We start from the raw sequence: 19,416 nt of genomic DNA on the forward strand, positions 1-19,416 counted from the left end.
GCGTGCACGCCGGGATGCTGTCGTTGTGTATCCATGACACAACCACACCACCACCGTCAACCATGCCCCAGGACAAGCGTCAACCATGCCCCAAGACACCCGTCAACCATCCGCCGAAACAAGACACCAACAAGAGGGATTCCGTACCACGAGGTACGGTACGATAGCCCACCGGTGTCCATGTGGGGATTCCGTACCACGGTACGGTACGGTGCATAATCAAGAATGGCGGAATATCAAGGGTCTGGATTCCGTACCGTACCACGGTACGGTACGGTGCAGCCTGAGACCAGCAAAAGGGATTCCGTACCACGAGGTCAAGGCCAGCAGCGCCCTTTGGAGAATCCTCAGCCCAACAGCGCCCCTTTGGTGAATCCGTACCACGGTACGGTACGCAAGCCCGACAATGCCCTTTGGAGAATCCCCATTGAGGTCATTGCAGTGATCACGCATCTCAAGTCCGCCGGCGTTCCCCTGAAGATTCCGCACCGTGGTACGGTACGGTGCATGATCAGAAACGGTGGAATACCAAGGGTTTGAGTGCCGCACCGTATCGCTTGAATGCCGCACAGTACCGTACCGCTTGAGTGCCGCACGTACCGTACCGCGTGTGGGTGCCGCACCGTAGTACCGCTTAAATGCCGCACAGTACCGTACCGCTTAAATGCCGCACCGCACCACCGTTTGAATGCCGCACCGTACCACGGTGAGCCTTTGGGATCGGCAGAGACAAGTCCTGTACCGCGGAACGTGCGGAACCGGCAGAGGATTCCCATATGTGCCGGGGCGATGCGGGGCGAGCGCGGCGACGAACCATGCCCCGGGATATGCGAAAACCCGCCCGGGGACCGGGCGGGTTGCGGGGCCGGCGGATGACCGGCCGGATTCCGGACCGACCGGGCGCCCGCCATCCCCTGCGGGCGTCCGATCCACCGGGGATGCCGAGCATGCGGGCGACCTGCGTGGCGCCATCCCCTGCGGGCGTCCGATCCACGGACGCGGACCCCGGCGCGCGCCCCCGCACCGTGTGCGGGTTCCGCGCCAAGGCCCCGGGCCACGTCCGTCCCTCCCCGTGCCGGGCGGTCCGGTTGCGACGGCCGGGCCGTCGCGCGATCAGCCGAAGCGGCCGGAGACGTAGCGCTCGGCCTCTTCGTTCTGCGGGTTGTTGAACATCGTCGCGGTGTCGGTGAAGTACTCCAGGTGGCCCGGCTGGCCGACGGCCTTGAGGTTGAAGAAGCCGGTGTAGTCCGCGATGCGGGCGGCCTGCTGCATGTTGTGGGTCACGATGACGATGGTGTAGTCGTTCTTCAGCTCGTTGATCAGGTCCTCGACGGCGAGCGTGGAGATCGGGTCGAGCGCGGAGCACGGCTCGTCCATCAGCAGGACCTGCGGGTGCACGGCCACGGCGCGGGCGATGCACAGACGCTGCTGCTGGCCGCCGGACAGGCCGATGCCCGGGTTGTCCAGGCGGTCCTTGACCTCGTTCCACAGGTTGGCGCCGCGCAGGGCCCACTCGACCAGGTCGTCGGCGTCCGACTTCGAGATCTTGCGGTTGTTCAGTCGCACGCCGGCGAGCACGTTCTCGCGGATCGACATCGTCGGGAACGGGTTCGGGCGCTGGAAGACCATGCCGACGTCGCGGCGGACCTCGACCGGGTCGACGTCCTTGGCGTACAGGTTGCGGCCCTCGAGCAGGACCTCGCCCTTGACGTGCGCGCCGGGGATGATCTCGTGCATGCGGTCGAGCGTGCGCAGCACGGTCGACTTGCCGCAGCCGGACGGGCCGATGAAGGCGGTGACCTTGTTCGGCTCGATGTTCAGGTTCACATCCTCGACGGCCAGGAAGTCGCCGTAGTAGATGTTCAGATGGTTGACATCAATGCGTTGTCCCATTGTTGTTCCTTATTTCCTATAGGGCAGCTTGTTACGGCTTACCGTTCCGTCTTGACGGCGAAGACCTTCGCCACGATGCGGCCGATCAGGTTGAGGATCAGCACGATGATGATCAGCGCGAGGGCGGCGGCCCACGAGCGCTCCATCGGGATGGTGGTCACGCAGGAGGCGTCGGCGCCGGCCGGGCAGTTGGCGTTGAGCTTGCTGTACTCCTGGTAGACGTACACCGGCAGGGTGGTCATCTGGCCGGAGAACAGGTTGAAGTTCGTGTTCACGATGTAGCCGGCGGTCATCAGCAGCGGCGCGGTCTCGCCGACCACGCGGGCGATGGCCAGGATGGCGCCGGAGACGATGCCGGGCAGCGCGGTGCGCAGCACGATCTTGGTGATCGTGCGCTGCTTGGTCACGCCCAGCGCGTAGGAGGCCTCGCGCAGATCGCCGGGGACGATCTTGAGCATCTCCTCGCTCGACTTGACGACGGTCGGCAGCATGAGCAGCGACAGGGCGACCGAGCCCTGGAAGCCGCTGGTCGAGCCCGGGCCGACGACGATGGTGAACATCGAGAAGGCGAACAGGCCGGCGACGATCGACGGGATGCCGCTCATGACGTCGACGAGCAGCGAGATCGTCGTGGCCAGCTTGCCGCGGTTGGAGTACTCGACGAGGTAGACCGCGCACATCAGGCCGATCGGGATGGAGATGACCATCGCGCCGAGCGTGATCTCCAGCGTGCCGATGATGGCGTGCAGGATGCCGCCGTAGCCGCCGCTGGGGGTCGGGTTGCCGCCGACCACGCCGGTCATGTTATGGGTCAGGAAGTCCAGGTTGAAGCGCTCGACGCCGTTGGCGATCGTCGTCCACAGCACGGAGATCAGCGGGATCAGCGCGATGACGAAGGCCAGCACGATGAGCACGCGCATCGCCATGTCCTTGCGCTTGCGCGAGGCGATGAACGAACGGGTCGGCTTGAACTTGTCGAAGTCGATGACGGGGGCCTGGTCCATGGGGGAATGCTCGGTTGCGGTCATCAGGCGCTCGCTTTCTCGGTGATCTTACGGCCGATGTAGTTGACCACGAAGGTGATCAGGAACAGCACGAGACCGGTGCCGATCAGCACGGACACGCCGAGCTCGTTGGCCTCGGGGTACTGCGCGGCGATGTTGGCCGCGATCGTCTGGTTCTGCGAGGCCTGCAGGATCCTGAACGAGTAGTTGAGGCCCGGGGACAGGATCATCAGCACGGCCATCGTCTCGCCGAGCGCGCGGCCCAGGCCGAGCATGGAGGCGGACACGATGCCCGAGGTGCCGAACGGCAGCACGGCGAGCTTGATCATCTCCCACTTGGTGGCGCCGAGCGCGAGGGCGGCCTCCTCCTGGAGGCGCGGGGTCTGCAGGAAGATGTCGCGCGACAGCGAGGTGATGATCGGCAGGATCATGACGGCCAGCACGACGGCGACGGTCGCGACGGTGCGCGACGGGTTCGCGGCGGGGCCGGCGAACAGCGGGATCCAGCCCAGGTAGGTGGCCACCCAGTTCCAGAACGGGTAGATCGCGGGGACCAGCACCAGGCCGCCCCACAGACCGTAGATGACGGAGGGGATCGCGGCGAGCAGGTCGACCACGTAGCTGAGCACGGTGGCGAGCTTCTTGGGGGCGTAGTGGGAGATGAACAGGGCGATGCCGATCGAGATGAAGAAGGCGATCACCAGGGACAGCGCGGAGACGAGGACCGTGCCGAACAGCAGCGGTCCGACGTAGCCCCAGAAGTTCGAGGCCTTGCCGCCGGTGAAGTTGGCGATCGTCTCGCTGTTGGCCTGCTGGTCGCCGCCGATGAGCGGCCAGGCCCGGAAAAGCAGGAACAGGGCGACGGCGGCGAGCACCACGAGGATCAGGATGCCGCAGGCGTAGGCGACGCCCTTGAACACCTTGTCCGCGGTCTTGCCACCGACCTGTCCGGTCGTTGCGACGTGTGAACTCACGGGTTCTCCTTCGGTTTGCGGACCGGGCGGTCCGCGCGATGTGTCACTCGCTTCGAGCCGCAGCCGCTGGACGGCGACTGCGGCTCGAAGCTGGCGGTCCGGTCCCGGCGTCAGCCCGCCGGGACCGGACGCGGGGCCGTCACTCGGTCTTGATGGCGTCGATCGAGGTCATGACCTTCTCGCGCAGGGCGTCGGACATCGGGGCGTTGCCGGCGGCGTCCGCGGCGGTCTGCTGGCCCTCCTCGCTGACGACGTAGGTCAGCCAGGACTTGACGAACTTGGCGGTCTCGGCGTCCTCGTAGGCCGGGCAGGCGATGTCGTAGGAGACGAGCACGATCGGGTAGGCGCCGGCCTCGGTGGTGTTGTGGTCGAGCTTGATGACGACGCGGTTGGCCTCGGTGGCGCTCTCGTCCATCGGGGAGGCGTCCACGACCTTGGCGGCGGCCTCGGCGGAGTAGGCGACGTACTCGTCGCCGACCTTCACCGCGACGGTGCCGAGCTGGCCGGCCTGGGAGGCGTCGGCGTAGCCGATGGTGCCATCGGCCTGCTGGACGGTGGAGATCACGCCCGAGGTGCCCTTGGCGCCCTGGCCGACCTCGTTCGGCCAGTTCTCGCCGAGCTCGTACGGCCAGTCGGCCGGGGCGGCGTCGACGAAGTAGCTCAGGAAGTTCTTGGTGGTGCCGGACTTGTCGGAGCGGTGGACCACGGTGATCGGGGTGTCGGGCAGCTCGACGTCCGGGTTCTGGTCGGCGATGGCCGGGTCGTTCCAGGTGGTGATCTTGCCGTCGAAGATCTTGGCCAGCGTGGAGGCGTCCATGTTCAGGGTCTTGCCCTGGCCGGAGATGCCCTCGAGGTTGAAGACCACGGCGATCGGGGAGATGTAGACCGGGATGTCGAAGGCGGTGCTGCCGTCGGCGCACACGCTCGAGGACTGCTCGACCTCGTCGGCGCTCAGGGCGGCGTCGGAGCCGGCCCACGCGGTGGAGCCGGTGAGGAAGGTGCTCACGCCGGCGCCGGAACCCGACGGGTCGTAGCTGATCTTGGCGTCCGGGTTCGAGGTCTGGAAGCCGGCGATCCACGCCTCGACGGCGGCCTGCTGCGAGGAGGCGCCGGCGCCGGCGAAGTTGCCGGAGATCGCGTCGCCGGAGGTGGCGGAGCCGTTCTCGCCGGAGGCGGCCGGGGCGGTGTTGTCGCCGCAGGCGGCCAGCGCGGCCAGCATGGTCAGGCCGCAGACCGCGGCGACGGAACGGGTGAGAAGATTCTTGCGCATGATGGTCTTTCCCTCTTATCAGTCATCCGGGCGGCCCATGACCGCCCCTTGCTTCATGGCACTATCCAGCCTATGGGCGTTTTCGGGCGGGAACGACCGAACTCGGTGAACGGAAGATGAACAGTTAGACAAACTCTCAGCCGCGGCAGGGCGCGCGCGGGCGGGCCCGCCGGCCGCGGCGCGGTACGGGGACGCGGCGCGCGGCATGGCGCAGGCGTCCGCCGGCCGCATGCGCGGCGCACGGACGGGGGCTACTCGGGGTCGGCGATCTTGTAGCCCAGGCCGCGCACCGTGGTCAGGTAGCGCGGATGGCTGGGGTCCTCCTCGATCTTGGCGCGCACGCGCTTGACGTGCACGTCCAGCGTCTTGGTGTCGCCGACGTAGTCGGAGCCCCAGATGCGGTCGATGAGCTGGTGGCGGGTCATCACGCGGCCCTTGTTCTGCATCAGGTATTCGAGCAGCTCGAACTCCTTGAGCGGGAAGAACACGGTCTCGCCGCGCACGGTGACCTGGTGCCGGCCGACCTGCATCGCGATGTCGCCGCACACCAGCGGCACGTCGTCGTCCGCCGCGCCGGAGCCCTCCGCCGCGGTCTGGTTGCGGCGCAGCACCGCGCGGATGCGCGCGAGCAGCTCGCGGAACGAGTACGGCTTGGTCACGTAGTCGTCGGCGCCGATCTCCAGGCCGACGACCTTGTCGATCTCGCCGCTTTTGGCGGTGAGCATGATGATCGGGACGCGGCTCTGCTCGCGGATGCGCCGGCACAGCGCGATGCCGTCGATGCCGGGGAGCATCAGGTCGAGCAGCACCAGGTCGATTCCGCCCTTGGTGAACAGCTCCAGCCCCTCCTCGCCGGTCGCCGCCGCCGAGACGTCATATCCCTCGCGCGTCAGCTGGTAGACCAGCGGCTCACGGTACGACTCCTCGTCCTCCACGATAAGAATGCGCGTCATGGTTGCCTTCCGAGATCGGTTGCCGGATCCGGCGCCGGGCGGGCCCGGACCCGATGGGTGATGGTTTCATCGTAGCCGTTCGGCGGGCGCCCGCCCGCCGTCGGCGCAACTACGTAGCCGCACGACGGCGCTACGCCCGCCGCGCTCACGCGCCGGCGCGGGCCCTGGGCAGCTCGACGGTGAACGTCGAGCCCTCGCCCTCGCGCGACCACACCGAGATCGTGCCGCCGCACTCCTGCACGCAGTGCTTGGTGATCGCCAGCCCCAGACCGGAGCCGCCCGTCTCGCGCGAGCGCGCGGGGTCGACGCGGTAGAAGCGTTCGAAGATGCGGTCGAGCGACCCGGCCGGGATGCCGATGCCCTGGTCCACCACGCGGATGCTGACCCGGTCGGCACGCGCGGCGATGCCGACGCTGATCGTCGTGTGCTCGGGCGAGTAGTGGATCGCGTTCTCCACCAGGTTCTTGACGGCGGTGACGAACGGCTCGCGCCCGACGTCCACGAGCACCGCGCGCGCCGGTTCGTCGGCCGCGTCCGCCGGGACGGCCGTCGGTATCGGCTCGCCGTCGAACGAGAGCACGACGGCGATGTGCCCGGCATCCGCCTGCACCTCGTTCGCGGCGATGGCCTCGCGCACCAGGTCGACGACCGGCTGGGGGTGGGCGTCGTGCAGCGACGGCGCGTCCTGCGCGCGCTGCAGGTCGATCAGCCGGCGCACCAGCTCGGTCAGGCGCCTGGACTCCTTGGCGATCCGGCCGGAGAAGTAGCGCACCGCGTCGGGGTCGTCGGCCGCGTCCGCGACGGTCTCCGACAGCAGCGCGATGGCGCCGGCCGGGGTCTTCAGCTCATGCGACACGTTGGTCACGTAGTCGCGGCGCATCGCCTCGAAGCGGCGCTGCTCGCTCATGTCCCGCAGGAAGATCGCGTACAGCCCGTCGGCGATCCGACCGACGCGCACGCGCAGGTACAGCGTGTCCGAGGGCACCGTCTCGCCGGCCAGCACGCCGCGGCCCCCGGAGCCGGGGCGGCGGGGCAGCCGGCCGAGCCGGACCTTCATCTCGCGCTCGCGCATCCGGCCGTCGGAGCTGACCAGCGCGAGGATCTCCTCGATCTCGCCCGCCGCCAGCCGGTCGCGTTCGATCAGGTGCAGCGCCTCGGCGCCCGGGCTGTTGTAGCGCACCACGCCGTTGGCGTCGGCCACGATCAGCGCGTCGGGCATCGTCTCGACGAGCCGGCGCTCCGTGTCCAGCACCGGCACCGACCGGCCGAACAGGCTGTGGTCGTCCTCGCCGGCCCGGGGGGCCTTCCAGCGCTCCCCCGCCTCGCGCCCGCGCAGGTACGCCGCAGCGCAGGCGAGCGCGAGCACCGCCGCCGCGAGCGCGATCTGCCACCATGTCATCGCCGTTCCGCCTTCCCGTCGCCGCACGAACCGTATCGGTGATACAGCCTAGCGGCGCCGGGGCGCGTCCGCACGCCGCGGCACCGTGCGGCCATCCACAGTTCGCGCGTCGTTCACCTTGGGCGCGCCGCCGGCGGCCGCAGCCGGCGCACGATGCCGACGGCGAGACGCGCCGCGGTGTCGGCGTACTCGGAGATGTCGAACTCGCGGAACACCTCGTAGTCGGTGTCGGCGTTGTCGCTCAGCGCGCGGATGACCAGCGCCGGCACGTCGTTGCGCGCGGCGACGTGCGCCACCGCGGCGCCCTCCATCTCCACGGCGTCGGCGCCGGTGGCCTCGATGACGCGGGCGACCTGCTCGGGGGCGTCCACGAAGTAGTTGCCGGAGGCGATCGTGCCGACCACGTGGGTGACGCCCATCCCGTCGAGCACGGCGGACGCCGCGTCGAGCAGGCGGGGATCGGAGTGGAACTCCTCGACCTGCCGTTCCGGGGTGCCGGGCTTCCACTGGCCCACCAGGCGCATGTCGGTGTCGAGGTAGCGCAGTGTGCCGCCGAGCACCACGTCGTTGACGTGCAGCGCCTTGTTGAGGTTGCCGGCGATGCCGGAGAAGATCACCGCGTCGGGACTGCAGCGGTCGATGAGGTACTGCGTGGTCGCGGCGGCGTTGACCAACCCCATGCCGCCGACCGTGGCGACCACGGCGGCGCGCCCGCCGTCGTCGGTGGCGAGCGTGCCGTGGACGACGTCCAGGCTGGCCTGCTCGACGTGGGTGACGTCGTCGAGGGCCTTGGCGATCAGCGCCACCTCCTCGTCCATCGCACCGATGATTGCAATCGTCGTCATATCCGCCGCCTTCCCTATGCGCGTCAAGCCGGCGCCTCGCGCGCCGCGTCAGCACCCCATCTTAGCCGGGCCTCACCTCGGCCGGCGGGTCCGGTCGCGCAGCGTGCGCGCCAGACGGTCGAGGCCCTCGCGCAGCGCGTCGACGGCAGCGTCGTCCAGCGAGCCGGCGGCGTCCGCGGCGCGCAGGGCCTCGCGCAGCTCGCGGCCGTACCGTTCGACCACCCGTTGGCCCTCGCGCAGCGGGCCCGACGCCTCGTCCGCCGCGCGGGGCGCCGGCCTGGCGGAGCGGCGGGCGCGCGCGATGTCGCGCTCGTCGGCGGTCATGTCGGCGCGCAGCGCCGCCATCGAGCGACGCATGTCGGCGCGCAGGTCGTCCGCCAGGCGGCGCACCGACGTGTCGATCGTGCGCTCGATGCGCTCGGTCTCGTCGCGCCGCGCCCGCAGCTCGGCGCGCCCGGCGTCGGTGATCTCGTAGACCGTCTTGCGCCCGACGGTCCGCTTGGCGATCAGCCCGTCCTCGGCGAGCTTGGCCAGCCGCGGGTAGATGGTGCCGGCGCTGGGCACGTAGGTGCCGTTGAACCGCTGCTCGATCGCGGTCATCAGCTCGTAGCCGTGCTTCGGCGAATCGGCCAGCAGCATCAGCAGGTAGAGCCGCATCTGGCCGTGCGCGAACACCGGGGCGTTCATCGCTCGCCGTCGCTCTCCGGGCCGTCGCTCCGGTCGGGCGGGCATGCATCGCCGGCGTCGTCCGGCGCGGGCGCGTCGTCGGCGCGGTGCATCACCAGCAGGCTGCCGGACACCGCGCTCATCGCCACCGCCGTGACCGGCGCGTCGGCCGGGCCGTCCTCGTAGTCGAGCGCGCCGCCCAGGCCCGTGCGGAACCGACGTCCGTCGATGCGCACCTTGCCGTGCATCGCGTCGACGTGGTACCGGGCGTGCACCTGCGGGTCGAGGCGCAGCATCGCGCCGCCAGACACCGCGGTCACGCGGATCGACGAGGGGCGCCCGAACGCGTCGACGACCAGGTCGCCGCTGACGCTGTCCGCGACGATCTCGGTGCAGTCGCCGCTGATCGTCACGTCGCCGCTGACGGTGTTCGACCGGATGGAGCCGTGGTGGTCGCGCGCCTCGACCCCGCCGCTGACCGTGTCGAGCCGGAGCCGGCCGGACAGCCCGTTGGCCAGCACCGTGCCGGACACGGTGTTCAGGTCGGCGCCCCGGGTCAGGCCGCTGACGAGCGTGTCGCCGCTCACGCAGTCGACCTTCAGCGCGATGCCGCGCGGCACCAGCAGGCTGACGTCGGCGCTGACCGTGTTCGTGCCCGAGAACAGCCGCATGACGCGGGGCCGGCCGCCCGCGTCGGCGTGGCGGACCGCCAGGCGGCCCCCGTCGAGCAGCACGCGCACGCGCTCGCCGCGGACGTTGGTGATCTCGAGGCGGGCGTCGGGCCCGTCGTGGCCGATCACGTCGACCCGGCCCGCGATCAGGGACAGCCTGGCGGCGTCGAGCGCGTCGATGTCGATCACCTTGCTCCCGCCGGGCTCCACGACCCAGCGCTCGCGGCCGCCCCGGCCGGAGTCCCAGGCGCGTTCGAAGCGCTCGTCGTCGTCCGCCGCGGCGTCGCGGTCGTCACAGACGCCGCGGTCACCGTCCCCGGCGGCATCGTCACGGACGCCACGGTCGTCACCTTTTACGGCAGCGTCATCGCGCCAGTCGTCACGGGCGACACCTTCAGCATCATCGTCACCACGCCGGTCACCGTGGTCGCCGCCCCTGATCCCATCATCGCCACGCCGGTTTCCCCGGTCGCCGTCCCTGGCAGCATCATCGTCACGCCAGTCGTCGCGGTCGCCGCCCCTGGCGTCATCGTCGCGGCCCGTATGGCCGCCCTTGCCGAAGCCGAACATCGTCAATCCTTTCGTTTGCGATCGTCTGTCACTTCGCCCCGACATAGCGCGGACCCGGAAACCGCGGGCGAATGCGGCCCCTCGAATCGCGATATATCGCATAACCGACTATAACACGATATATCGCATTTATCGAGGCGTGTCGGCGACCGCGACATATCGACAACCATCACGACACACAATCCGACACACCCGCACACCCGTACGTGCCCCTCATTCCCCGCAGAGAACCCGTGTTCTCCCCATTTCCCGCCCGGTCTTGCTCCCCTACACGCAACACCCGACGCAGACCCCCATTCTCCGTCCGGTATTACACCGCCGTCCGTAACACCCGACGCAGAACCTCCCCTCCGCGTCCGGTATTACGCACACGGATGAAAGAACGGACGCGACAGATTCGATTTGCAACAGGTGTTACACATCCGCACGAAAAAACGGACGCGACACACCCGGTTTGCGGCAGGAATTACACACCCGCACGGAAGAACGAACGAAGCACACGTCACCCACGTCACGTATTCCGCAGACATACGTAAAACGGACACATGATTCGGAATCCCCGTCCGGAATTACACCACCACCCGTAACACCCGGCACAATGACTACCTTCGCGACAAGTATTACACGCCCGCGCGAAACAACAGACGAAATATCCACCATCCGCGTCATACATTCCACAGACACTGGTAAAACCGGACACGGGATTCAAAATCTCCGTCCGGTATTACACACACGGATGAAAGAACGGATGCAACAGATTCGATTTGCGGCAGGTGTTACACACCCGCACGAAAAACGGACGCGACACACCTGGCTTGCGGCGGGAATTACACACCAGTGCAGAGGAACGAACGAAATATCCACCATCCGCGTCATACATTCGGCGGACGTGAACAACACCGGACGCAGACCTCCCCCGCAACGGGTATCACACCGGATGACGGCGGGAGGACGGTTTGAAGGAACGGACCCCCGCAGCAGGTATTACACACCCGTGCGAAACAACAGACGAAACACCCGTCATCCCCGTCACGTATTCCACAGGCACACGTAAAAACGGACGCAGAACACCCATCCTCCGTCAGGTATTACACGACCGCCCGTAACAACTACCGCAATGACCGCCTTTCTCGGCAGGTATTACGCACACGGATGAAAGAACGGACGCGACACACGCGGTTTGCGGCGGGAATTACACACCCGCGTGGAAGACCGGATGCGAACCGACCATGTTGCCGGCGGACTCCATCCAGGAGACCGGGCAGCACCCAATCCGCACGCGGAGACGGGGAACCGACGACCAACGCCCACGGCGCTGCCGCACCATACCCGATCCGCACACGGAAATCGGGAACGGTCCAGGATCCGATGGAACCCGACATCGTCCGTCCCGCCCCGCACGCGAAGACCGGGGACGCCGGGCACGCATACGGTCCGGTCCGACCGGTCCGACCAATCCGACCGGCGCCTCTCATGGTTCCGCCGGCCGCACTCGCGGGGATACGATCCGGCCAAACCGGACCGACGGGGCGGGAATCCGCCCATCGGGTCAGCGGCGCGCGGCGACGGCGGCGGCCAGCTCGCGCAGCAGCTCGGCGGTCTGCGGCCAGGCGATGCAGCGGTCGGTGATGGACCGGCCGTAGACCAGCGTGTCGAGCGGCCCGGCGGGCTGGCTGCCGCCCTCGATGAAGCTCTCCATCATCACGCCGCCGATGCCGCGCTCCCCCGCGGCCAGCCGCGCGGCGATCTCGCGCACGACCTCGGCCTGGCGGCGCTCGTCCTTGCCGGAGTTGCCGTGCGAGCAGTCCACGAACAGCCCGCAGGCGGCGGCCGACCCCTCCGGCATCTCGGCGCGGGCCTCGTCCATCGCGCCCGCCACCGACGCGGCGTCGTAGTTGGGGCCGTGGCTCGACCCGCGCAGGACCACATGGCAGTCGGGGTTGCCCAGCGTCTCGACGACGCAGGCGCGGCCGAGGTGGTCGATGCCGAAGAACCCGTGCTGCTGCGCGGCGGCGTAGCATCCGTTGATCGCCGCCTTGACCGAGCCGTCGGTGGCGTTCTTGAAGCCGATCGGCATCGACAGGCCGCTCGCCAGCTGGCGGTGGATCTGCGACTCGGTGTTGCGCGCGCCGATCGCGCCCCAGCTGACCGCGTCGGCGATGTACTGCGGGCTGGTCGGCTCCAGGAACTCGGTGGCGGCGGGCACGCCCTGCCCCAGCACGCCGAGCAGCACGCGGCGGGCCAGCAGCAGGCCCTTGCGGATGTTGTGGCTGCCGTCGATGTCCGGATCGTTGATCAGGCCCTTCCAGCCGACGGTCGTGCGCGGTTTCTCGAAGTACACGCGCATCACGATCAGCAGCTCGCCGTCCAGCTCGTCGCGCAGCGCGGCCAGGCGGTGCGCGTAGTCGAGCGCGGCGTCGGGGTCGTGCACCGAGCAGGGGCCGACGATGACCAGCAGCCGATCGTCGCGCCCGTGCAGCACGTCGCGGATGGCGTCGCGCGAGGACACCACGAGGTTCTGCGCCGCCTCGCTCAGCGGCATGTCGGCCAGCACCTTCGCCGGCGTCGGCAGCGGCTCCAGCTCCACGACCCGGCGGTTGACGATCCGGCTGACGCCGACCTGGTCCTCCCAGCGGGGGATGTCGGTTTCGGTCAGCGGGTTGCCGCCCTCGCGGATGACGCGACGGATCGCCCGCAGGTCCTCGGGACTGTTCAGCGGCTGCGGTTCGGACTGCATACTCCCTCCTTGCATGCTCACAAGGATACCGTGGCGGCGGATCGCGTCGGGGGTCAGCGCAGCGCGCGGCGGGCGGCGACGGCGTCCGCCAGCGTGTACAGCAGCTGCTCGGTGCGCTCCCACGACACGCAGGAGTCGGTGACCGACTGGCCGTACACCAGCTGGTCGAGCGGCGCCGGCTTCTGGTGGCCGCCCTTGAGGAAGCTTTCCATCATGACGCCGAGGATGCCCGGCTCGCCCTGGGCGATGCGCTCCGCGATCTGCTCGACGACCTCGGCCTCGCGGCGCTCGTCCTTGCCGCAGTTGCCGTGCGCCGCGTCGATGACCAGGCCGTGCTCGCTGGGGCCGCCGGCCTGCGACGCCCTGAGCGCCTCCATCGCCTCGGCGACGGACCGCGCGTCGTAGTTCGGGCCGTGCGACGAGCCGCGCAGCACCAGATGGCAGTCGGGGTTGCCCTTCGTCTCGGCGGAGATGACGCGGCCGTCGAGGTTGATGGACAGGAAGTGGTGCTCGAACGCGGCGGTGTAGCACGAGTCCGCGGCCGCCTTGATCGAGCCGTCGGTGGAGTTCTTGAATCCGATCGGCATCGACATGCCGCTCGCCAGCTCGCGGTGCACCTGCGACTCGGTGTTGCGCGCGCCGATCGCGCCCCAGCAGATCAGGTCGCACAGGTACTGCGGGGTGATCGGGTCGAGCCATTCGATGGCGGTGGGCAGGCCGAGCTCCAGCACGTCGGTGAGCACCTTGCGGGCCAGCCACATGCCCTTGCGGATGTTGAAGCGGCCGTCGAGGTCGGGGTCGTTGATCAGGCCCTTCCAGCCGATGGTCGTGCGCGGCTTCTCGAAGTAGGTGCGCATGACGACGACCAGGCGGTCGTTCACCCGGCGCCTGACCGCGGCGAGGCGCTCGGCGTAGTCGCGGGCCGCCTTGGGGTCGTGGATCGAGCAGGGGCCGACGATGACCAGCAGACGGTCGTCGCGCCCGTGCAGCACGTCGCGGATCTCCTGGCGGGAGCGCAGCACCAGGTCGCTCATCTCCCCGGTCAGCGGCAGCTCCTTGAGGAACGCGCGGGGCGCGGGGATCGGGTCGAGCTGGCGGATGTTGACGTCGACGGTCTCGGGAAAGACGGCATGCTCATCCAAACGACGCTCGTCCTCGGAACTGTCGGGACCACGCAGACCTGCCATCTTCACCTCTCCTTTGTCGTCATGCGCCGCGCCGCGGCGCCACCACAGTGGCCGAACACACCACCATAGTGGATGGTGCCGGCATACGGAAGCCGGCCGACTGCATCGTGGGATGCGCGGGCCGCGCGGATCACGCCGCACATGAATCCCGCCACACGAATCCCTCGCCTTGCCGCCGTTCGAGCTCCGCCGCCCCGGAACGAACGTCGCCCCGCCATGTGTAGTCGGCTGTCAATACGCAGTCGACTGCACATGGCGGGGCGACGTTATGCGACCGTCCGCGGCGGCCTGGGCAGGCACCGAGGCAGCGGCCGGGCACGCGGCGCCGGCGGGATCGCCCCCGCGGGCGGACACCAACCGGCCGACTCTCGCCGTCCCCGCGGCCGGGAGGCCACGCTCGTGCCGCACTGCGTCGTTGCATGGCGTTTCCGCCGTCTCCGTGGCCAGGAGACCGTGGACCGCGAACGGGCGGGACGACCCGCCGGACTGTCCGCCTGACGGCATGCCGGCCCAGGCGCTCTGGCCCGAGACGGCCGCAGGCCGTTTCAGGCCAGAGCGCCCATCGGATCCCAGGCCGGCAGCTGGATCGCCGGCTCCTCGAGGGCCTTGCGGTACTCCTCCGGGAGCATCGACTTCGGCACGGCGACCTCGTAGACGTACTCGGTGAACCAGTCGTCGCTCATCGTGAAGTAGCCCTTGTCGGCGATCTTGTCGCCCCAGGAGTTCTCGACGCGCCAGCGGCGGGTGGTGGTGCCGTCCTCGTCCACGTCGACGCCGACGAACGCCATCGCGTGGTTCATCGCGGAGTCGCCGAAGCGCACGCGCTGCTCCTTGTCGAGGTCGAAGTCCACGTCGTAGACGCGGCCGTACTCGAACAGGTCGGTCGCCCACGCGCCGGACTCGCGGTCCATCATCGGGCCGCAGTCGGCGCCGAACCACACCGGGATGCCCTGCTCGGACAGGATCGTGCGCACGCAGTCCTTCATGAACTGGTTCGGCACGTTGAGGTACTCGGTCGGGTCGCCGCCCGCCACGTTGCCCAGGTGCTCGATCGCGATCTTGCGGCCCTTCGGGTGCTCGGCGCGCGGATCGTCCACGAGGCAGACGTAGTCCTCCAGCTCGGCGCCCACGTACTTCTTCCAGAACTCGACCGGCGTGATCTCGCCGTCGCGGTGGAACTCGCCGTCGGCGTCCGTCCACTCCCAGTCGAAGCTCTTCGGCGGCTCGCCGAGGTGGATCGTCAGCATGCGGTGGCCGGCCTCGACGCCCTGCGCGACGATCTCGTCGATCTTCGACGGGTCGGCGTACATGTGCGCGACGGCGGTGTGCAGCATCGAGCGCAGCTGAGTGTTCATCGGGCCGGTGTTCCTCGAGGACTCGGTCTCCGGGAACAGGTCCTTGGGCACGGCGCCGTACTTCTTGTACACGTTCAGCGCCATCGTCCACTGGCCGCCGTCGCCCATCACGTCGGCGAGCAGGTGCTGGATCAGGCGGGAGTCCGACGGCTCGCCGGCGCGCACCAGCGCGGCCACGTCCTTGAGGAAGTAGTTGATGCGTTCCAGCTTGTCGTGGTACATCGCGTAGTTCTGCGAGAACTCGAACTCCTTGAGGTTCATGTTCTTCTTGGCGATGAAGCGCGCCACGTTCAGCGAGCTGAACAGCCAGCAGCGGCCCGAGCGCTCCTGGTTGGTCACGGCGCCGTTGTCCACGGTCACGGAGAAGCGGCGCTGCAGCAGGCGGGCGCGGTCGTAGTTGCGGGCCACCTTGTCGATGCCGGACGCGGTCACGGCGTTCATCGCCAGGCGCGCGTACGGGTTCGCGTCGAAGCCCTCGCGCATCGACGCCAGGGTCTCGCCGGTCAGCGGGCTGATCTCGGTCATGTCGTTCCTTTCCTTGCTCGGCGCGCGCATACGCGCGTGCGACGTTCGCCCGCGCATGCGGTGCGGGCCACAGCATCATGCAGGCGGCACCCGGTCGGGCCGGGTGCCGCCTGTGCGATCGACTACGAGTCTAGCCGCTGACGTCGAAGAACGCGAGCGGGCGCGCGCTACCGGTTCTCCTCGCCGTCCCCGGCGGAACCGTCCGAGGCCTCGCCGTCGGCCTGCGACGCGTCGGCGCCCTGACCGTCGGAGACCTCGCCGCCCTCGGCGACGCCGCCCTCGACGTCCTCGACGTCCTCGCCGTCGGCCTCCTCGGCGGGCCGCGGATCGTCGGCGACGGCGTTGACCACCGGCACGTCGGGCGCCTCGGCCTTGGCGCCGCCGAAGCCGAAGCCGCTGAACGCGTTGGAGAACAGCGAGCGCAGCTCGCTGACGCGCTGCGTGATCGTCGATTCGCGGTCCTGCAGCTCGCCGATGCGCTCCTTGAGGCTGTCGAGCTCGGACTGCGCGGCCTTGCGGCGCTCGTCGACCTGAGCCGCGGCCTCCTCGCCGGCCTTGCGCAGGATCTCGGCGACCTGGCCGTCGGCCTCCTCGCGCTTGGCCGCCGCGTAGGCGTCGGCCTCCTCGCGCGCGGCCTTGGCCTGGCCGAGCAGCTCGTCGGCCTCCTGCTTGGCCTGGGTGCGGCGCTCCTCCAGGTGCTCGAGCAGCTCGTTGACCTTGCGCGTGGCCTCCTCCTGCTGGGCGGCGATGTCGGCGCGGATCTGCTCGACCTCGGCGTTGACCTGGCTGACGGTTTGCGTGCGGTGGACCTCGGCGTCGTCGGTGATCTCCTGCGCCTTGGCCTGCGCGGCCTCGGTGATCTCCTTGGCCTGGCGCTGCGCCTCGGTCAGCAGCTTGGACGCCTGCTCGCGCACCTCGGCGAGCTTCCTGTTCGCCTCGGCGAGCGCGTTCTCGATCTGGTCGTTGTTCTCGCTCTTGAGCCGCGCGATCTCCTCGTTGGCGCTTTTGCGCTGCTCGGCGATCTGCTGGGTGGCCTCGGCGCGCATGTCGGCGATCTCGCGCTCGTGCTTGGCGCGCTCGGAGGCGAGGCGCTTGTTGTGCTCCTCGCGCGAGTTCGTCAGCTCCAGGTCGATGCTCTGGCGCTGCTCGGTGACGACCTTGGCGGTCTCCGAGCGCAGCTGCGCGGCGTCCTCCTGGGCGCCGGCGGTCAGGCTGTCGGCCTCGTTGCGCGCCTTGGTCAGGATCGTGTCGGCCTTCGCGTTGGCGTCGTCGACGATGTGCTGCGCGTCGAGCCTCGCGTTGTTGCGCAGCGTCTCCGCCTCCATGCGCGCCGACTCCTTGACCGCGGCGGCGTCCTTCTTCGCGCGGTTGAGCAGCTCGGTGCTGGTCTGCTCCGCCGAGGCGAGCATCTGCTGCGCGTTCGCGCCGAGCGACGCGAACGTCGGTTCTCCGTTCGTCGACTTGCTGCGCTCGCGCTGCAGCTCCGCCTGGAGCTGCAGGATCTGCTCGTCGCCCTTCGCGATCTGCTGGCGCAGGTCGTTGAGCATCCCCTGTGCGGCGGCGAACGCGTCGTCCACCTTGTCCTTGTCGTACCCACGCAGTGCGGTCGGGAACCGATCCACCATCGTCGTATGTCCTTTCGCCATCCATTCGCCTGCGCCCCACGGCGCATCCCATGACGAACTCTAGCCGATGACGCCCGGGGAACGCCGGGAAACCCCAACATCCTCACACAGCGCGCAACATCGCGGCCCGCCCGGGCCGGACCCGCCGGCCGGGCGCGCGGTCAGGCGAGCAGGATCTCCTCCGACGAGGGCCGCAGATGGTAGCGCACGGTCTCGCGCACGACGTTGCGGCACGCGGCGATCTGCTGGTCGAGCGTCAGCCCGCACTGCGAATGCGGCGAGCGCGTGACCTGGGGGAAGCTGACGAAGCCGGACAGCACGCGGTCCTGGTCCGCGGTCCAGTGCATCAGGTTGTAGAACAGCGTGTTGCACACGTACGTGCCCGCGTCGGAGCTCAGCGTGGCGGGGATGTCCTCTTTGGTGAAATCCTTGAGGATCGCGCGCAGCGGCAGGCGCGTCCAGTACGCGGCGGGCCCGTCCGGGTCGATCGGCGCGCGGCGGGGCTGGTCGTTGTCCGCGTCGGGCTCGCGCGCGTCCATCAGGTTCGTCGCGCAGCGCTCCAGCGCGATGCCGCGCGCGGAGTGCTTGAGGCCCGTGGCGATGACGACGTCCGGACGGGCCGCCTCGATCGCCTCCAGCAGCGCCGGCCAGGACTTGGAGAAGCTCACCGGCAGGCCGACCGCGTGGATGTCGACGGCGACGTCGGCCAGCGGGTCGTCCGCGCCGCCGGAGCCGGCGACCCCCCGCTCGGCGAGCGCCCTCGGCACCTCGCAGGAGGGGTTGACGTCGACGCCGTCGTAGTGGTCGAAGCCGGAAATCACCACGCTGAACTGCTGCATACCACCCAGTGTACCGACACGGCGGGCGTCACCGCTCGGCCAGCAGCCGCGCGGCGATGCGTTCGGCGGTCGGCATGTCCTCCCGCGTGGTGACCTTGAGGTTGCTCTCGCCGCCGGCCACGATCGCCACCGGCTCGTCGGGCAGGTAGTCGACGACCACGCGCGTGTCGTCGGTCGGGTGGAAGTCCGGGTCGCCCGCGGCCAGGTCGTACGCGTGCCGGATCGTGGCGAAGCGGAAGGCCTGCGGGGTCTGCGCGCGGAAGGTGTGCGCGCGTTCGGGGACCGAGCGCACGACCTGCACGTCGCCCAGGTCCTCGGTCAGCAGCACGGTGTCGGTCGAGGCGTACGCGACCGTCGCGGCGGCGAAGCGGTCCAGCGCGTCGATGCAGCCGTCTATCGAGGACTGGGCGACGAACGGGCGGACCGCGTCGTGGATGAGGATCTTCGCGTCCCGCGGCACGCCGGCCGCCGCCAGCGCGGCGAGCGCGGCCTCGGTGCTGTCGACGCGCTCGGCGCCGCCGTTGAGGATCATGCGCACCTTCGGGTACCCGGCCGCGTCGACCAGGGACTCGACGGCGGCGCGCACGCGCGGGTTGACGACCACGATGATGTCGCTGACGCGCGCGTTGCGCTCGAACGCCTCGATGCTCCAGCACACGATCGGCCGGCCGCCCACGGACACCAGCTGCTTGGGGTCGTCCGGGTCGAAGCGCGTGCCGAACCCGGCCGCCAGCACCACCGCCACCACGGGCGTCGCGCGCCCCCCGCTCTGCTCTCGCTGATTCATATCACCCACCGTACAACCTGCCCTTCATCCATCGGCCCGCCGACCCGCGCCGATCCGCGCGGGCGACGGCCGTCCCACCAATCTACCGGTTCGCCGCCCGCCGACCCGCCGATGCG

General features: G+C 69.3%; 16 protein-coding genes. 1 reads left to right on the forward strand and 15 read right to left on the reverse strand.

Annotated features, from left to right (window positions below):
* Positions 1 to 1,113: 1,113 nt before the first annotated feature.
* From pstB to KIH73_RS09835, 9 genes are all read right to left on the reverse strand, one after another.
* Positions 1,114 to 1,893: a phosphate ABC transporter ATP-binding protein PstB gene (gene pstB, locus KIH73_RS09795; protein WP_219083032.1), complete on the reverse strand. Its 780-nt coding sequence runs from the start codon at positions 1,891 to 1,893 to the stop codon at positions 1,114 to 1,116.
* 38 nt (positions 1,894 to 1,931) lie between these two features.
* Complete coding sequence (pstA, locus tag KIH73_RS09800) at positions 1,932 to 2,921, reverse strand: phosphate ABC transporter permease PstA (RefSeq protein WP_219083034.1); 990 nt, start codon at positions 2,919 to 2,921, stop codon at positions 1,932 to 1,934.
* On the reverse strand, positions 2,921 to 3,871 hold the full coding sequence (pstC, locus tag KIH73_RS09805; RefSeq protein ID WP_219083036.1) for a phosphate ABC transporter permease subunit PstC: 951 nt from the start codon (positions 3,869 to 3,871) through the stop codon (positions 2,921 to 2,923). Before pstC ends, pstA begins: the two co-directional genes overlap by 1 nt.
* 139 nt (positions 3,872 to 4,010) lie before the next feature.
* Positions 4,011 to 5,141, reverse strand: coding sequence for a phosphate ABC transporter substrate-binding protein PstS (gene pstS / locus KIH73_RS09810; protein ID WP_219083038.1), 1,131 nt, complete (start codon positions 5,139 to 5,141; stop codon positions 4,011 to 4,013).
* A 251-nt stretch (positions 5,142 to 5,392) separates the two neighbouring features.
* Positions 5,393 to 6,094, reverse strand: coding sequence for a response regulator transcription factor (locus tag KIH73_RS09815; RefSeq protein ID WP_219083040.1), 702 nt, complete (start codon positions 6,092 to 6,094; stop codon positions 5,393 to 5,395).
* Between the two features lie 145 nt (positions 6,095 to 6,239).
* Positions 6,240 to 7,493, reverse strand: coding sequence for a sensor histidine kinase (locus KIH73_RS09820; RefSeq protein ID WP_219083042.1), 1,254 nt, complete (start codon positions 7,491 to 7,493; stop codon positions 6,240 to 6,242).
* Positions 7,494 to 7,606: 113 nt separating this feature from the next.
* Positions 7,607 to 8,338 carry a 5'-methylthioadenosine/adenosylhomocysteine nucleosidase gene (locus KIH73_RS09825; protein ID WP_219083044.1) on the reverse strand — a complete coding sequence of 244 codons (732 nt, stop codon included), beginning with the start codon at positions 8,336 to 8,338 and terminating at the stop codon, positions 7,607 to 7,609.
* Positions 8,339 to 8,410: 72 nt separating this feature from the next.
* Positions 8,411 to 9,025, reverse strand: coding sequence for a PadR family transcriptional regulator (locus KIH73_RS09830; protein WP_219083046.1), 615 nt, complete (start codon positions 9,023 to 9,025; stop codon positions 8,411 to 8,413).
* Positions 9,022 to 9,864, reverse strand: a complete 843-nt coding sequence (locus KIH73_RS09835) for a DUF4097 family beta strand repeat-containing protein (protein WP_219083048.1) — start codon at positions 9,862 to 9,864, stop codon at positions 9,022 to 9,024. The genes KIH73_RS09830 and KIH73_RS09835 overlap by 4 nt, the downstream gene beginning before the upstream one ends.
* On the opposite strand from KIH73_RS09835, the gene KIH73_RS11130 reads away from it, so the two are divergent.
* Positions 9,793 to 10,359, forward strand: a complete 567-nt coding sequence (locus KIH73_RS11130) for a hypothetical protein (protein WP_219083050.1) — start codon at positions 9,793 to 9,795, stop codon at positions 10,357 to 10,359. The genes KIH73_RS09835 and KIH73_RS11130 overlap by 72 nt on opposite strands.
* A gap of 1,435 nt (positions 10,360 to 11,794) precedes the next feature.
* Here KIH73_RS11130 and KIH73_RS09845 read toward each other — a convergent pair.
* From KIH73_RS09845 to KIH73_RS09870, 6 genes are all read right to left on the reverse strand, one after another.
* A complete protein-coding gene (locus KIH73_RS09845) occupies positions 11,795 to 13,003 on the reverse strand; it encodes a 3-deoxy-7-phosphoheptulonate synthase (protein ID WP_420830232.1) in 1,209 nt (402 codons plus the stop codon).
* 32 nt (positions 13,004 to 13,035) lie between these two features.
* Positions 13,036 to 14,169: a 3-deoxy-7-phosphoheptulonate synthase gene (locus KIH73_RS09850; protein ID WP_219083054.1), complete on the reverse strand. Its 1,134-nt coding sequence runs from the start codon at positions 14,167 to 14,169 to the stop codon at positions 13,036 to 13,038.
* A gap of 545 nt (positions 14,170 to 14,714) precedes the next feature.
* Entirely contained in the window at positions 14,715 to 16,049 is a 1,335-nt protein-coding gene (locus tag KIH73_RS09855; protein ID WP_219083057.1) for a C1 family peptidase, read from the reverse strand.
* Positions 16,050 to 16,216: 167 nt separating this feature from the next.
* The gene (locus KIH73_RS09860) at positions 16,217 to 17,674 is read right to left on the reverse strand and encodes a cell division protein (protein ID WP_236022716.1); all 1,458 of its coding nucleotides are present in this window, start codon (positions 17,672 to 17,674) and stop codon (positions 16,217 to 16,219) included.
* A gap of 161 nt (positions 17,675 to 17,835) precedes the next feature.
* Positions 17,836 to 18,513, reverse strand: a complete 678-nt coding sequence (locus tag KIH73_RS09865) for a pyroglutamyl-peptidase I (protein WP_219083058.1) — start codon at positions 18,511 to 18,513, stop codon at positions 17,836 to 17,838.
* A gap of 28 nt (positions 18,514 to 18,541) precedes the next feature.
* Entirely contained in the window at positions 18,542 to 19,300 is a 759-nt protein-coding gene (locus KIH73_RS09870; RefSeq protein ID WP_219083059.1) for an IspD/TarI family cytidylyltransferase, read from the reverse strand.
* Between the last annotated feature and the right edge of the window lie 116 nt (positions 19,301 to 19,416).

Source organism: Bifidobacterium phasiani (assembly GCF_019331775.1).
Taxonomy (GTDB): domain Bacteria; phylum Actinomycetota; class Actinomycetes; order Actinomycetales; family Bifidobacteriaceae; genus Bifidobacterium; species Bifidobacterium phasiani.